The sequence below is a fragment of the Nocardioides sp. Root240 genome (assembly GCF_001428825.1).
Classification (GTDB): domain Bacteria; phylum Actinomycetota; class Actinomycetes; order Propionibacteriales; family Nocardioidaceae; genus Nocardioides.
The window spans coordinates 110,367-124,563 of record NZ_LMIT01000015.1; the positions used below are offsets into that span (position 1 = coordinate 110,367).

Sequence of the window (14,197 nt, forward strand, 5' to 3'; positions counted from 1 at the left end):
TCGTTCCCCCGCTGCGCTCCTCCACGAGCAATCGATCGGGGACCCCGGAATGAGCGTCACCTCCCTCACCCGCACCGCCGAGCAGTACTGCACCTTCTGGGTCGCCGACCTCTTCTTCGGGGTCTCCGTGGACGAGGTGCAGGAGGTGCTGCGGCACCAGCCGATGACCCCGGTCCCGCGGGCCGACGAAGCCGTCACCGGCCTGATCAACCTGCGCGGCCAGATCGTCACCGCCGTCGACCTGCGGATGCGCCTCGGGCTGCCGGCGCGCACCGACGAGAAGGTCCCCATGAACGTGATCGTCCGCACCCGCGGCGAGGTGGTCAGCCTCCTCGTCGACGACATCGGGGACGTGATCGACACCGCCGGCGTGGATGCCCAGCCGGTCCCCTCGAACATGCCCAAGGGAGTGCAGGACGTCATCCGCGGGGTGCGCCCGCTGCCTGACGCCATCCTGCTCGTCCTCGACGCAGATCGCGCGGTCGACGTCTCGACCACGCCCGACACCACCGGAGGAAACCCGTGACCGAGACCCTGGACGTGCCGGTGAACGGCACCGGTCCCGCCAAGTCGACCCGCACCGCCAAGCCGCGCGCTGCCGCACCCGCCGCCGCGACCGACGCGTCGTCGTTCGCGCTGTCGATGATGGAGAACAGCCCCACGAACATGATGTTCGCGGACCGCGAGTTCGTCATCCGCTACATGAACCCGGCCTCGCTCGAGACCCTGCGCAAGCTGGAGGAGCACCTGCCGATCAAGGCGGACGACATCGTCGGCGCCAGCCTCGACGTGTTCCACAAGAAGCCGTCGTACCAGCGCGGGATCCTGGCCGACGCGACCAACCTGCCGCGTCGCGCGAACATCCAGGTCGGCCCGGAGGTCCTCGACCTCCTGGTGTCGCCGATCCGCGACGCCGCCGGCGAGTACGTCGGCGCGATGGCCACCTGGGAGGTCATCACCGAGAAGGTGCGGATGGAGGAGGAGGTTGCTCGAGTGACCTCGATGATGGAGAACTCCCCGACGAACATGATGTTCGCGGACCGCGACTTCGTCATCCGCTACATGAACCCGGCCTCGCTGAACACCCTGCGCAGCCTCGAGAAGGTCCTGCCGGTGACCGCCGACCAGGTGATCGGCTCCAGCCTCGACATCTTCCACAAGAACCCGGCGTACCAGCGCGGGATCCTCGAGAGCGCCGAGCACCTGCCGCGCCGCGCCGACATTAAGGTCGGCGACGAGACCCTCGACCTCCTGGTCAGCGCGATCACCGACGGCAAGGGCGAGTACATCGGCGCGATGGCGACCTGGGAGGTCGTCACCGACCGCCTGCGCGCCGAGCGCGAGCGCGCCGAGTCCGAGGCGGACACCACCGCCGTCAACAAGCTCCTCTCGACGCTGTCGTCCGCCACCGACGTCGACCGGGCCGTGCAGAGCGCGCTCGACACCGTCCGCGGCGAGTTCGGCTGGGCCTACGGCTCCTACTGGAAGATCGACCCGGCCGATCGGACGCTGAAGTTCGAGCGCGAGTCCGGTGACGCCGGCGCCGAGTTCCGCCGCGTGACCCTGCAGGCGTCCTTCGCCGAGGGCGTCGGCCTCTCCGGCCGGGCCTGGGCGCAGCGGGACCTCTTCTTCACCCCCGACATCGGCGAGATGACCGACTGCGTCCGTGCCCCTGTCGCGCAGCAGGTCGGCGTGAAGTCGGGTGTCTGCTTCCCGTTGATCGTCGAGGGCGAGGTGATCGGCACGATGGACTTCTTCGCGACCGAGACCCTCCAGCCGACCCCCCAGCGCCTCGAGGCGCTGCGCAACGTGGGCCGCCTGGTCTCGCAGGCGATCGCGCGGATCGACCGCGAGACCGCCGAGCGGGAGGCGGCCGCCGTCCTCGCGACCAAGGTCGCGCAGATCCTCGACGTCGTCTCCGCGGCCGCCGCCGGCGACCTCACCCGCGAGCTCGACATCGACGGCGACGACGCGGTCGGCCAGGTCGCCGACGGCCTGCGCACCCTGCTCTCCACGCTGCGCGGCAGCATGGGCGACATCGGCGGTACGGCGGAGTCGCTCGCCGCGGCGGCCGACCAGCTCACGTCGCTGGCCGAGGGCATGGGCGAGGGCGCCACGATGACCTCCGACCGTGCCGCGTCCGCGTCGAGCGCCTCGGTGCAGGTGTCGGCGTCCATCCAGACGGTCGCCACCGCGGCCGAGGAGATGACCGCGTCCATCCGCGAGATCGCCAAGAACGCCACCGAGGCCGCGACCGTCGCCACCGACGCCGTCACGGTCGCCTCCGAGGCCCAGGGAACCGTCGCCTCGCTCGGTGAGTCGTCGGCCGAGATCGGCCAGGTCATCAAGGTGATCACCTCGATCGCCCAGCAGACCAACCTGCTCGCCCTCAACGCGACCATCGAGGCCGCCCGCGCCGGCGACGCCGGCAAGGGCTTCGCGGTCGTCGCCAACGAGGTCAAGGAGCTCGCCAAGGAGACCGCCAAGGCGACCGAGGAGATCGGCCAGAAGATCGAGGCCATCCAGAGCGACACCCAGGGCGCCGTCTCCGCGATCAGCCGGATCGCCGACGTCATCGCCAAGATCAACGACATCCAGTCGACGATCGCCTCGGCCGTGGAGGAGCAGACCGCCACCACGAACGAGATCGCCCGCTCGGTCACCGAGGCCGCTGCCGGCGCCAACGGCATCGCCGAGGACGTCACCCAGGTGGCCACCGCCGCCGCCGACACCCGCGAGGGCGCGCAGAACACCCTCACCTCGGCCACCGAGCTCACCGGCATGGCCGGTCAGCTGCGGGACCTGGTGGGTCGCTTCGCCCTCTGAGGCACACGCGTCGTACCGAAGGGCCCCGTCACTCGACCGAGTGACGGGGCCCTTCGGCGTCCCCGGACGTGTCCGGCCACCGGGCCGATCCCCCCACGAAATCGGCCCGGCCGACGGTGTCCCGTCGCGACGACACTCCTGTGCGTGGGGACGGGCTGTCACGCGGAACCGACAGTTGCTGTCGGTATCACTCCCACCGGGTCGCGGGCGGCCCTATGTTTCGGCGTGTGAGTGAACCTGTCGTCGCCAAGGTCTGGTGGGAGGCGCCGCACCAGGGCATGCTCGAGCGCTTCCTGTCGGCCAGCGACGTGGTCGCCTTCGGGCGGGGCGCCGGCTGCGCCATCCGGATCGGGCACGCGCCCGTCTACCTCGAGAACGTCCCGCGGGTCTGGGGCGAGCTGTCCTGGCACCGCGGCCGCGTGGTGGTGCAGAACGTCAGCACCCGTTGGGGCCTGCAGCTGGTCTCCGGCTCGTCCGGCGGCGAGGTCTCGCGCGTCGAGGTGCCGCCGGGTGCAGCGGCGTCCTCACCGGAGCGGCGCTTCGAGATCATCGGGCAGGCGCCGCAGGCGCAGATCCGGATCGAGGTGCTCGCCGCGGTCCGCGGGGCGGTCGACGCGGCCCTGCTGGGCGACGACCCGCCGAGCTTCGTGCCCTTCAGCCTGACACCCACGCAGCAGCTCATCGGCGCCGCCATCGTGGAGCCGCTCCACCGCGGCCGCGCACGCCGTCCCGGGTACGCCGAGGTCGCCGCCGCGAGCAACTACTCCGAGCGCACCGTCCGCGAGGCGGTCGCCGCGATGGACGGCCTGTTCGTGCTGCACCGCCTCGCAGACCCCGACGGCCCCAGCGACGCGCTCGACCGGGTCGCGCAGGCCCTCCGGCTGCACAGCGCGCTGCTGGGTGGCGGCTGATGGACATCGCGCCGTACGCCGCCGTGACGGGCCCGCCCACGGACCGCACCCTGTACGGCGTACGCCGGCCCGGCAGCTTCCGCAAGGGCGGCATCGGCGTGGTCTACGAGGCCGAGCTGCGCCGGGACGTCGCCGACCATCCGGCCGGCACGCGGGTCGGGCTCAAGCTGCTCAGCGGTGTCGACGAGCAGCGCTTCCGCAAGATCCTCGAGCGCAGCGAGCGGTTGCGTGCTGCCCGCCACCCGCACCTCGCCGTCCATGTCGACAGCTTCGTCGGTCCGCCGCTGAGCGCTCACGGGGTCGCCGAGGAGGACGCCGACCTGTTCTACTCCGCCCACGTCTGGGTCGAGGGCACGTCGTTGCGTGACCACGAGCCGGCGGCCCCGGATGCCGTCCTGGGCTGGCTCGGGCAGGTGGCCGCCGCCCTCGACCACCTGCACACCCTCCCCGGTGGTGGCTTCGCGCACCGGGACGTCCACGCCGGCAACGTGATCGTGCGCCCGGACGGCACCGCCGTGCTGATGGACTTCGACACCATCCTGTGGGGCGAGCTGTCCGACACGCGGCTCACCAGCCTGACCAGTCCGCGGGCGATCGACGCCGTCGGCCTGGCCGGGGCCCAGCGCGCCGACCGGTCGATGCTCGCCGTCATGGCGCTCACCGCCCTCGCCGGGGGAGAGGCGGCCGACGCCGCCGGCTCCCTGGGTGAGCTGCAGGCAGCCGCCGGCGAGGGAGTCGCCGCTGGCGCCCGCGGAACGGCGCTCGTCGCCCACCTCCGCCACGCCGTCGAGGAACCTCCTGCCACGGCCGCTGAGGTCGTCGAGGTCGCCGCCGACCTGCTGTCGGGGCGGCGTCGTCCGCCTCGTCGACCGGTCCGCCTGCCACGCGCTGCCCGGTCCCCCCGGGTGGTCGCCGTTGCCGGGCTGCTCGCGCTCGTGCTGGGGATGAGCGTGACCGCGTGGTCGCTCGGGCGCCGCGACACCGGCACGCCGCCCACGTCGGCGCCCCGGTCGACGCCCACGGCCCCCGTCGCCCCGGCCTTCGCGTGCTGGGACGGCTCCCGGCAGCGCACCCTCAAGAAGTGTGGCGACCCGGACGGCGTCGCCGGCCTCAACTGGGCGTTCCCCACCCTGGACCTGACCAGCGCCTCGTGCTCGCCGCAGGGCGAGGACTACTACGCCTCCTGCAGCTTCGCCGATGCCGGTGTCGCGCCGGTGCCGGGGATCCCGGACGCCGGTGCCCCCGGACCCGGCGGGGGGTTGACCTTCGCCGACCTGCGCTCCTACGCCTGCGCCTACGAGTGCCGGGACTGGGTGGTCGACGGCGAGCTGACCGGCCGGATCCAGGTCGAGCGACCCGGTGCGAGCAACACCTGGGACACGTCGTCCGGTGCCACGGACCTGGTCCGGGTGACGGTCGCCTACGCGGGCTACGACGTGCTGCTCGACTTCTTCGTCACCGACGAGTCCGCGATCGACGTCCTGCTGGAGCGGCTGCACCCCCGCCCCGCGTCGCAGATGCGCGGTGTCGCCGTCACCGACGGCTCCGCGACCGCCTGCTGGAACGGCACCAGCGCCGCGAGCCCCGACCGCTGCCCGGTGGTGGGCGGACGGGCCGGGCTGCTCTGGGCGTTCCCGGGCCTGCGCGGGCGTCTTGCGCGCTGCGAGGACCACTCGGGTGACGTGGAGGAGATGTGGATCTGCGACTACTCCGACCTGGGCCTCACCGACGTCCCCGGAGCGGGCGCGTGGCCGCACCAGCTCTACGTGCGCTTCACGAGCGGGACGCCGGGCGCGCAACAGGTCGGCCAGGCGCCGACCGCGACCCGGGACGTGAGGGAGTGGCGGATCGGCGAGGAAACCGTGGGCACGTTCGTGCGGACCACGGACCAGCTGTCGAGCGGCAGCCCTCTGATCCACGGCGTCGAGGCCGGATACGCCGCCGCGCCGTTCTGGTTCGACGTCGCCGGCCGGTCACAGGCCGAGGTCGACCAGGTGGTGGAGCTGCTCCACCCTCGGGCGATCCTGACGGACCGCGGCTGAGGATCAGCCCACGCGACGTGCCGGGGGAGCCGACGTCGTACCGTCCCCACCCCGCAGCCGTACGGCGAGCAGCGCGGCCTGCGTGCGGTGCTGGAGGCCCAGTCGCGACAGCAGCCCGGTGACGTGGTTCTTGACGGTCTTCTCGGCGAGGTAGAGCTCCTCGGCGATCTGCCGGTTCGTCATCCCCTCGGCGATGAGGAAGAAGATCTTGCGCTGCTGCGGGGTGAGCTCGCAGATGACGTCGAGCGACTTGCGCTGCATCTCCATCTGCTCGACGACGCGGCTGGCGACCGTCGGGTCGATCAGCGAGTGGCCGCCGGCGACGAGCTTGATGCCGCTCAGCAGGGAGTTGCCCTCGATGCGCTTGAGGACGTAGCCCGAGGCGCCGGCGAGGATGGCCGCCGAGATGGCGTCCGGGTCGTCGTACGTCGTGAGGATGAGCCCCTTGATCGTGGGGTCCACCGACCGCATCTCGCGGCAGATGTCGACGCCGGTGCCGTCGGCCAGGTGCGCGTCGAGGATCGCGACGTCCGGTCGCAGCTCGAGGATCTCGCGCAGGGCGACGGTGGCACTGCCGGACTGGCCGACCACCTCGATGGAGTCGTCGGTGGCGAGCAGGCTCGCCACGCCGCGGCGGACCACTTCGTGGTCGTCGACGAGGTAGACGCGGATCGGGTTCTGTTCAGCCACCTACCGATTGTCGACGTCCCGGGACCTGAAAATCGACCGTTCGGGCCAGGTCCGGCCGGAGGTCCTGCGGGCATGACCCGAACGGGTCATCCGGGTGCGGCCGAACGGAGGAGCCGACCTGCTCAGTGCGCGCGCAGGGTGGCGAGGGCGGCGGTCACGTCGCGCTCGCTGCGGCGCAGCTCGTCGAGCAGCGCGACGATCTCGCCGGTCGTCAGGTGGCCGTCCGCGCCACCCGTGGGGGCCAGCCACTCGGCGGCCTCGGCGGCGGTGATCCGCCCGCCGATCTCGATCCGGTACGACGTGTCGGTCAGCTCGAACTCGACGTCGGCGACGACCGCGCGGAAGTGCTCGTCGGCGACCGGGTCGTGGACCAGGACGTGCTCGCCGGGCTCCAGGCCCTGGATCAGGCCCTGCTCGACGTGGCTGACACCGAGGGAGCGGCTGCGCCGCGTGAACGGGCTGAGAGCCACTACGAGCTGCTCCATCGTGAATCCCCCTGGATCGGTGTCGCCGGCCCTGTGCCGACGTACTGATCAACCGCCGACGGGCCGCGCCGTTACGCCCGGGCGCGTCCTCTTGGGAGGGACCCGTGAGGACTAGTCCGCATAGTCCTTTCGGGTGGTGTTCCCGGATGGAGTCCGCTACGTTGGGTATTCGCGAAGCAGATGAACACGTGGCCAAGCCCACCGCCACACCACTCTCGACAACGGGAGTAGTCCATGTCCATCGCCGTTGCAGTACCCACCATCCCGACCTCCTACGCGGAGCAGCCGCTCCCCTCGGACCAGCGCAAGGCCCGCACCGCGGAGCTGCTCGCCGAGGCCCGTCAGGTGGAAGGACCGGAGCGCGACGCGCTCCTCGAGCAGGCCATCGTGATCAACATCCCGGTCGCCCGCTCCCTGGCCGCGCGCTACCGCAACCGCGGCCAGAGCCAGGACGAGCTGGAGCAGGTCGCGTGCCTGGCCCTCACCCGCGCCGTCCAGGCCTTCGACCCGGAGCGCGGCGACGACCTGCTGGTCTTCGCCGTCCCGACCATCCTCGGTGAGCTCAAGAGGCACTTCCGCTCGGCGAGCTGGGCCGTCCGTCCGCCCCGCCGGGTGCAGGAGATCCGTCCGCGGCTCACCGCCGCGGAGGCCGAGCTCACCCAGGCGCTCGGCCGGCCGCCGACGGTCCGGGAGCTGGCCGAGGAGGTCGACGCCCCGTTCGAGGAGGTCGAGGAGGCCCTCGCGTGCGGCGACCTGGCGCACGCCTCGTCGCTCGACGAGCCGGTCTCCGAGACGGGCAGCAGCCTCGGTGAGCTGCTGCCGACCGAGGACCTCGGCTTCGAGCACAGCGAGGCCGTCGTCCTGCTCGGCCCGGCCTGCCGCCAGCTGAAGGAGCGCGACCGCAAGATCCTGCGGATGCGCTTCTACGACCAGATGACGCAGCAGCAGATCGCCGACGAGCTCGGGGTCACGCAGGTCCAGGTCTCGCGGCTCCTGCAGCGGATCTTCACGGACCTGCGGCGCGCGGTCGCCGGCAGCAGCGCCGCTCCCGCGGCCTGAGACCAGGCGGCCTGGGACCAGGCGGACCGTCCTCCCCCGGGGGCGGTCCGCCTTCTGGTCCTCCCAGGTCGTCAGTCCTCGTCCTTGGACGAGCCCTTGTTCCTCTTCGACCGGCGTCGCGCCCGGTGGCTGTCGTCGCACCACGGCAGGCGATCCGAGCGCCCGCAACGGCACAGCGCCACCACCGCGCGCTCGGTCTGCGTCGGCACGCCGTCGATGCCGACGACCTCGTCGGCGCCGCGGACCAGCAACGGGCCGCCGGGACACTCGACGACGCTCACCCGCCGCGGGCTCATCCGGCCGCCCTCACCGTCGTACGACGGGGGTGCCTGCGTCGTTCCCGCCAGCCGTCGAGCGCCTGCTGGCCGGCCCTGCCGTCCAGCGTCAGGCATGCCGTAGCGCCCAGGAGGACGTCCGCCGCGAGCGCGGGCTCGGCCTCGACCAGGGTGCCGCAGATGGAGCGGATCGCCAGCTGCTCGTGCACGGCGTCGGCGACGACGTGCTCCTCGTAGTAGTCGGCCACCTCGGGCAGGCCGAGTCGCTGGGCACCCTTCGCGATCCGGTCGCACGGGAGTGCGCTGGTCGCCTCAAAGGCGGCGAGGTGCCCGAGGGCTGCGCCGCGCAGACGGCGGTTCAGGCAGAACAGCGACATCACGTTGACCGAGGCCAGGGTCGCGCCGTCGGCCTTCTCCGCGTAGGCCGAGACATCCGTGGACAGGTCGAGGGAGCGCAGCCCGCGGGCGAAGAGGTCCTGGTGGAGCCGGTCCGGGCGGCCGGAGCCGTACTCGTCGTACTGCAGCTCGGCGAGGGCGACCTTCGCGGCCCCGTCGAGGCGCGGCAGCACGAAGCTGTGCGGGTCCGACTCGCGCAGGTGGTGCACCGCGCGCAGCGAGAGGTACTCGACGAACTCGTCGCGGGTCGCGTGCCGCTCCAGGAAGCGCGCGAGGTCCGAGGGTCCCTCGCGGACGGTCATCCGGGTCAGCGCCATGACCACGTCCTGCTCCGCGGACGCGTCCGCGTCCGTGGGGAGCGCACGCACCGCGTGCTCGAAGACCCGCTCCATGGCGGCCCGGCTGACGAGCAGCAGCGGGTCCCACTCGGCGTCGGGGTCGACGCCGTCGAAGCCGCGGTAGTGCAGCTCGTAGAGCGTCCAGAGGGCGAGCTGGAGGTCGCGGTCGGTCAACGGGTCCAGCACGTCGCCGACGGCGCGCTCCAGCACGGGGCGCGGGCCGCTCGGCTCGTGGGTCAGTGCCCGGACGACGCCCTCGCTGAGGGGGCCGCACGGTTCAGGGACACGCATGGTGAGGCCCTTCCTGTGTTGTGCATCGGGGAAGCACGGCGAGATAATCCCGTGGTGCAGGCGGCCGGTCGGGCCGGTGCCGGGGGTGGTTGCGCAAGTACCCCCGAGTCCTGCCGACACACGGGCGCACCGGTGTGGTGGTGACGGACGAGGAGGGCAGATGCAGCAGGTGGGGTCGCTGGTCGATGTCGACCAGGCGCGGGAGACGGGTCGCTTCGTCTTCCACGTGGCGGCGAGCAAGTGGGAGTGGGACGACGACGTCTACGCCATCCACGGCTACCGGCCCGGTGAGGTCGAGCCGACCACCGAGCTGATCATGAGGCACAAGCACGAGCACGACCGTGAGCGTGTCGAGGAGACCCTCGCCCAGGCGCGGGCCGACGGCGCTCCGTTCAACATCTACTACCGGATCCTGGTGGGCGACAGCGTGCGCCGGGTGGTGCTCGTCGGTGAGGGTGAGTACGACGACGAGGCCCGGATCGGCGGTCCGGTCGACCGCCTGGTCGGGTACTACCTCGACCTCACTCCCGAGATGGAGGCCGAGAGCAGCGCCGCGGCCAACGCGGCGGTCGCCGCCTCCGCCAAGGCACGCGACACGATCGAGCAGGCCAAGGGCATCCTGATGCTCGGCTACGGACTCGACCCGGACGCCGCCTTCGCCATGCTCAAGTGGTGGTCGCGCAACCGCAACGTCAAGGTGCGCGAGGTCGCCGACCGGCTCATCCAGGTCGCGCGCGACGGCCACGTCAGCCACCCCGGCCTGCGCCGGCTCCTCGACAGCCTGCTCGACGACCTCACCGCCCACCGGGTTCCGTAGGAGCGGCCGGGTACCTCCCGGCCATGAGCGACGACACCCAGTTCCCCGCCCAGCAGCAGGTCCCGCCCGGGCTGACCGGCGAGATGCGGCCCGAGCCCGACCACGGCGAGCAGTCGTACGTCGGGCACGGCCGCCTCGAGGGGCAGGTCGCCCTGATCACCGGAGGTGACTCGGGCATCGGCCGGGCGGTCGCCCTGGCCTACGCACGTGAGGGCGCCGACATCGCCTTCACCCACCTCGCCGAGGAGCAGCCGGACGCGGACGTGACAGTGGCGCTCGTCGAGGAGGCCGGCCGAGCGGTGGTGCCGATGGCCCTCGACCTCACCGAGCGGGCGGCGTGCGACGAGGCGGTCCAGCGCACCCTCGACGAGCTCGGCGGGCTCGACGTGCTGGTCAACAACGCCGGCTTCCAGATGGCGCGCGACCACGCCCTCGAGGACTTCAGCGACGACCGGATCGACCGCACGTTCAAGACCAACCTCTACGCCCTGATGTGGCTCACCCGCGCGGCGGTCCCGCACCTGCGCAAGCGGCCGGGCTGCATCGTCAACAACACCTCGATCCAGGCCTACGAGCCGTCCACGACCCTGCTGGACTACGCGGCGACGAAGGCCGCGATCAACAACCTCACCGTCAACCTCGCCGCCTCCCTGGGCCCCGACGGGATCCGGGTCAACGCCGTCGCGCCGGGGCCGGTCTGGACACCGCTGCAGCCGGCCACGCAGGAGCCCGAGAAGGTCGAGCAGTTCGGAGCGGACACCCCGCTGGGCCGGGCCGGGCAGCCCGGCGAGGTCGCGCCGGCCTTCGTCTTCCTCGCCTCGCCCGCCGACGCGTCGTACGTCTCGGGGACGTTGCTGGGCGTGACGGGCGGCAAGCCGGTGTTCTGAGCCACCGGGCGGAATGGCCGCGTGCGGGGCGGGTACCGCGCGGCCATGTCGAACGAACGCGAGGAGCGCGACCACGGCCAGCTGTCCGAGGTCGCCAGCCGCCTTTCCGCGGGCCTGGTGACCCCCGGCGACTCGGTCGCCGGCCACCCTGTCGACGACGACGTCGACGAGGGCGCGACCGGTCCGGACGCCTTGACGGGCGACCAGGACGATCCCGAGGAGTACCGCGCGACCGACCTCGACCCGGAGGCCGCCGTGGACGAGACCGACGACGACCTCGACGGGGAGGTCCCGAAGGGCGACCCCGCGTGAGGCCGCCGTCGGCGTTGCGGGACCAACGCCCGCCCGAGCAGATCACCCGCAACCTGGCCGAGCTGCTCCAGGAGCTGCGGGTGATGCAGACGGGCGTCCAGATCCTCACCGGCTTCCTGCTGACGGTGCCCTTCACCGAGCGCTTCTCGACGCTCACCGAGACCCAGCAGCGGATCTACCTGGGGATCCTGCTCGGCGCGGTCGCCACGACGCTCGTGATCGTCGCGCCCGTGTCCTTCCACCGGCTCCTTTTCCGCCAGGGCGAGCGCGAGTGGCTGGTGCACGCGGCGCACCTGTGCTGCCTCGCCGGCCTGCTCGGGCTCTCCCTGGTGTCGGTGGCCGTGGTCTTCCTGGTGTTCGACGTCGTCCTCGGCAGTGCCGAGGCCACGATCGCCGCGGCGGCAGCCGCGCTGGCCTTCATCGTGATGTGGGCCGCGGTTCCCTTCTCGCGGAGCCGCGCACGATGAGCACGGCCCGGCGTACGGCTGTCGTCGCGGTCCTCCCGGCCCTGGTGCTGGCGGCCCTGGCGACGGGCTGCGGGCTGGTCGCCCAGCCGGACTCGACCGCGTGGGACGACCACGCCGAGCAGGCCGTCTCCGACGCGACGAGCGAGGTCGCCACGGCCAGGCTGGCGCTCGAGACCGCGCGACGTGAGCGCGCGTGGTCGTCGTACACGGTCGTGCTGGTGGCCCAGGCCGAGGAGTCCCTCGGCACCGTCCAGGACGACCTCTCCCGGTTGCAGGTCCCTCCCGGGCGCGACGACGAGGCGGCGCGCCTGGACGCGCTGCTCGACGAGGCCGCCACCGCCGTCGAGGACGCCCGGAGCAGCGCCGTCGAGGGCAGGTACGACGACCGCCGGGTCCTCGACGCGCTCGACCGCGTGACCGGTCGGCTCGAGGACGCGGCAGGGGGGTGATCGGTGAAGCGCTACCTGAACGTCCTGCTGGGCGTACTGACCGCGATCGGCGGATTCGTCGACATCGGCGACCTGGTGACCAACGCCCAGGTGGGCGCCCGCTTCGGGCTGTCGCTGGTCTGGGTCGTGGTGATCGGCGTGATCGGGATCTGCGTGTTCGCGGAGATGTCGGGCCGGATCGCCGCCGTCAGCCACCGAGCGACCTTCGACCTGGTCCGCGAGCGGCTCGGGCCCCGGATGGGCTTCGTCAACCTGGTCGGCTCCATGCTGGTGACCCTGCTGACCTTCATCGCCGAGATCGGTGGTGTCGCGCTGGCGCTCCAGCTGGTGACCTCGGTGAACCACGTGCTGGTGGTGCCCTTCGTGGCCGCGGCGGTGTGGATCGTGCTCTGGCGGGCGAAGTTCTCCTCCATCGAGAACGTGCTGGGCCTGCTGGGCCTGACCCTGATCGGCTTCGCGGTCGCGCTCTGGCAGCTCGGGCCGGACTGGGGGGAGCTGGCCGCGAGCCTCGGTGAGAAGCCGGCGCAGGAGAGCTGGGCGACCTACGCCTTCTTCGGCGTGGCCCTGTTCGGTGCGGCCATGACGCCGTACGAGGTGTTCTTCTTCTCCAGCGGCGGCGTCGAGGAGCGCTGGACCCGCAAGGACATCGGTGTCATGCGGGCCAACGTCTTCATCGGCTTCCCTCTCGGCGGCCTGCTGTCGGTCGCGATCGCCGGCTGCGCCGCGGTGGTGCTGATGCCGCAGGGGATCGCCGTCGAGACCCTCGGCCAGGTCGCGCTCCCGGTGGCCGTCGCACTCGGCAAGGTCGGGCTGGCGATCATCGTGCTCGGCTTCTTCGCCGCCACCTTCGGTGCGGCCTGCGAGACCGGCCTGTCGACGGGCTACAGCCTCGCGCAGTACTTCGGCTTCCAGTGGGGCAAGTACGTCCGACCCGACGAGGCCGCGGGGTTCCACGTGATCCTGCTGGTCGCCACCGTGCTGGCCGCCGGGGTGCTGCTCACCGGGGTCGACCCGATCATGGTCACCGAGATCTCGGTGGTCTTCTCGGCGGTCGCGCTGCCGCTGACCTACTTCCCGATCCTGGTCGTGGCCAACGACCCCGACTACCTGGGCGAGCACCGCAACGGCCGGGTCGCGAACCTGCTCGGGGTGGGCTACCTCGTCGTGATCACCCTGTCCGCGATCGCCGCGATCCCACTGATGATCGTCACGTCGATGGGACAGGGCTGATGACCGGACCCGCGTACGACGCCGCGCTCCACCTGCTCGACCGCCAGGTGGTCGACAGCGAGGGACGGATGGTGTGCAAGGTCGACGACCTCGAGCTGACCGTCGGTGACGGCGGCGAGCTGGTGCCGACCGGACTGCTCGTCGGCCTGCCGGCGCTGCTGCCGCGCTTCGGTCGCCGCATCGGTGCGGAGCTGACCCGGACCCACGCCCGGATCTTCGAGGCGCAGGCCCACCGGACGAGTCCGGACGTGGTCGACATCGACCTCGTCGAGGAGGTCGACAGCGAGGTGCGCCTGTCCGTGCCGCGGGCCGGGCTGCTGCGGCCGCGGGACGACGACCCCTCCGGGCCCGAGCGCGTCCGCCTCGGCGACCTGCTCGGCCTGCCGGTCACGGCCGCTCCGGGGCATGGTCTGCACCGCGGCAGCCGCCTGCTCGACGTACGCCTCGTCGCGGTGCCCGACGGGCGACGGCACGTCGTCGACGCCCTCGTTGTCGGGCCGGGGCGCCCGGGGGCGCTGCTGGGCTACGACCGCCGCAGCGAGCCGGGACCCTGGCTGGTGGCCGACCTGGTCCGCTGGCTGCACCGCCACGCGCGGGTCGTGGGTGTCGGTCCGGAGGTCGTCATCGACCGGGAGGACAGGGTGGTCCGCGTCGGCCCGGGGGCGTCTGTGCGACCCCTCCTGGGGTAGCGCGAGGACGTACCCGACGGAATGGAGGAGACC

The 14,197-nt window shown here is 72.2% G+C and carries 16 protein-coding genes; 12 read left to right on the forward strand and 4 right to left on the reverse strand.

Translation table 11 applies throughout. The features are described 5' to 3' along the window. Nucleotides 1–49 precede the first annotated feature (49 nt). The 4 genes from ASE20_RS21610 (at nucleotide 50) to ASE20_RS21625 (ending at nucleotide 5,779) form a co-directional block, all read left to right on the forward strand. Nucleotides 50–526: a chemotaxis protein CheW gene (locus tag ASE20_RS21610; RefSeq protein ID WP_056896652.1), complete on the forward strand. Its 477-nt coding sequence runs from the start codon at nucleotides 50–52 to the stop codon at nucleotides 524–526. Next, nucleotides 523–2,826, forward strand: a complete 2,304-nt coding sequence (locus ASE20_RS21615) for a methyl-accepting chemotaxis protein (RefSeq protein ID WP_225868951.1) — start codon at nucleotides 523–525, stop codon at nucleotides 2,824–2,826. Before ASE20_RS21610 ends, ASE20_RS21615 begins: the two co-directional genes overlap by 4 nt. Nucleotides 2,827–3,053: 227 nt before the next feature. Continuing rightward, nucleotides 3,054–3,737: a hypothetical protein gene (locus tag ASE20_RS21620; protein ID WP_056896653.1), complete on the forward strand. Its 684-nt coding sequence runs from the start codon at nucleotides 3,054–3,056 to the stop codon at nucleotides 3,735–3,737. Further along, on the forward strand, nucleotides 3,737–5,779 hold the full coding sequence (locus tag ASE20_RS21625) for a hypothetical protein (RefSeq protein ID WP_056896654.1): 2,043 nt from the start codon (nucleotides 3,737–3,739) through the stop codon (nucleotides 5,777–5,779). Before ASE20_RS21620 ends, ASE20_RS21625 begins: the two co-directional genes overlap by 1 nt. Nucleotides 5,780–5,782: 3 nt before the next feature. On the opposite strand, the gene ASE20_RS21630 is transcribed toward ASE20_RS21625, so the two are convergent. Together ASE20_RS21630 and ASE20_RS21635 are read right to left on the reverse strand one after the other, a co-directional pair. Then, nucleotides 5,783–6,469, reverse strand: coding sequence for a response regulator (locus ASE20_RS21630; protein WP_200952909.1), 687 nt, complete (start codon nucleotides 6,467–6,469; stop codon nucleotides 5,783–5,785). Nucleotides 6,470–6,591: 122 nt separating this feature from the next. Continuing rightward, entirely contained in the window at nucleotides 6,592–6,954 is a 363-nt protein-coding gene (locus tag ASE20_RS21635) for a hypothetical protein (protein ID WP_157538326.1), read from the reverse strand. Nucleotides 6,955–7,188: 234 nt separating this feature from the next. Here ASE20_RS21635 and ASE20_RS21640 point away from each other — a divergent pair, with 234 nt between their 5' ends. After that, complete coding sequence (locus tag ASE20_RS21640; protein ID WP_056896656.1) at nucleotides 7,189–8,013, forward strand: sigma-70 family RNA polymerase sigma factor; 825 nt, start codon at nucleotides 7,189–7,191, stop codon at nucleotides 8,011–8,013. Between the two features lie 71 nt (nucleotides 8,014–8,084). Here the strand turns inward: ASE20_RS21640 and ASE20_RS21645 are convergent, their stop codons facing one another. Continuing rightward, a complete protein-coding gene (locus ASE20_RS21645) occupies nucleotides 8,085–8,309 on the reverse strand; it encodes a CDGSH iron-sulfur domain-containing protein (RefSeq protein WP_056896657.1) in 225 nt (74 codons plus the stop codon). Then, nucleotides 8,306–9,313 carry an iron-containing redox enzyme family protein gene (locus ASE20_RS21650; protein WP_056896658.1) on the reverse strand — a complete coding sequence of 336 codons (1,008 nt, stop codon included), beginning with the start codon at nucleotides 9,311–9,313 and terminating at the stop codon, nucleotides 8,306–8,308. The genes ASE20_RS21645 and ASE20_RS21650 overlap by 4 nt, the downstream gene beginning before the upstream one ends. A gap of 160 nt (nucleotides 9,314–9,473) precedes the next feature. Between ASE20_RS21650 and ASE20_RS21655 the strand changes: the two genes are divergently transcribed. The 7 genes from ASE20_RS21655 to ASE20_RS21685 are packed head-to-tail and all read left to right on the forward strand — an operon-like array spanning nucleotide 9,474 to nucleotide 14,164. Further along, nucleotides 9,474–10,130, forward strand: coding sequence for a PAS and ANTAR domain-containing protein (locus ASE20_RS21655; RefSeq protein WP_162260971.1), 657 nt, complete (start codon nucleotides 9,474–9,476; stop codon nucleotides 10,128–10,130). A gap of 23 nt (nucleotides 10,131–10,153) precedes the next feature. Continuing rightward, the gene (locus tag ASE20_RS21660; RefSeq protein WP_056896659.1) at nucleotides 10,154–11,017 is read left to right on the forward strand and encodes an SDR family oxidoreductase; all 864 of its coding nucleotides are present in this window, start codon (nucleotides 10,154–10,156) and stop codon (nucleotides 11,015–11,017) included. Nucleotides 11,018–11,062: 45 nt separating this feature from the next. Then, nucleotides 11,063–11,329 (forward strand): hypothetical protein, encoded by a 267-nt coding sequence (locus ASE20_RS21665; protein WP_056896660.1) that lies wholly within the window; start codon nucleotides 11,063–11,065, stop codon nucleotides 11,327–11,329. Next, entirely contained in the window at nucleotides 11,326–11,796 is a 471-nt protein-coding gene (locus ASE20_RS21670) for a DUF6328 family protein (RefSeq protein WP_056896661.1), read from the forward strand. The genes ASE20_RS21665 and ASE20_RS21670 overlap by 4 nt, the downstream gene beginning before the upstream one ends. Beyond that, nucleotides 11,793–12,245, forward strand: a complete 453-nt coding sequence (locus ASE20_RS21675) for a hypothetical protein (RefSeq protein WP_056896662.1) — start codon at nucleotides 11,793–11,795, stop codon at nucleotides 12,243–12,245. Before ASE20_RS21670 ends, ASE20_RS21675 begins: the two co-directional genes overlap by 4 nt. Before the next feature lie 3 nt (nucleotides 12,246–12,248). Beyond that, nucleotides 12,249–13,475 (forward strand): NRAMP family divalent metal transporter, encoded by a 1,227-nt coding sequence (locus ASE20_RS21680; protein WP_056896663.1) that lies wholly within the window; start codon nucleotides 12,249–12,251, stop codon nucleotides 13,473–13,475. Then, the gene (locus ASE20_RS21685) at nucleotides 13,475–14,164 is read left to right on the forward strand and encodes a hypothetical protein (protein ID WP_056896664.1); all 690 of its coding nucleotides are present in this window, start codon (nucleotides 13,475–13,477) and stop codon (nucleotides 14,162–14,164) included. The genes ASE20_RS21680 and ASE20_RS21685 overlap by 1 nt, the downstream gene beginning before the upstream one ends. Nucleotides 14,165–14,197: the final 33 nt, after the last annotated feature.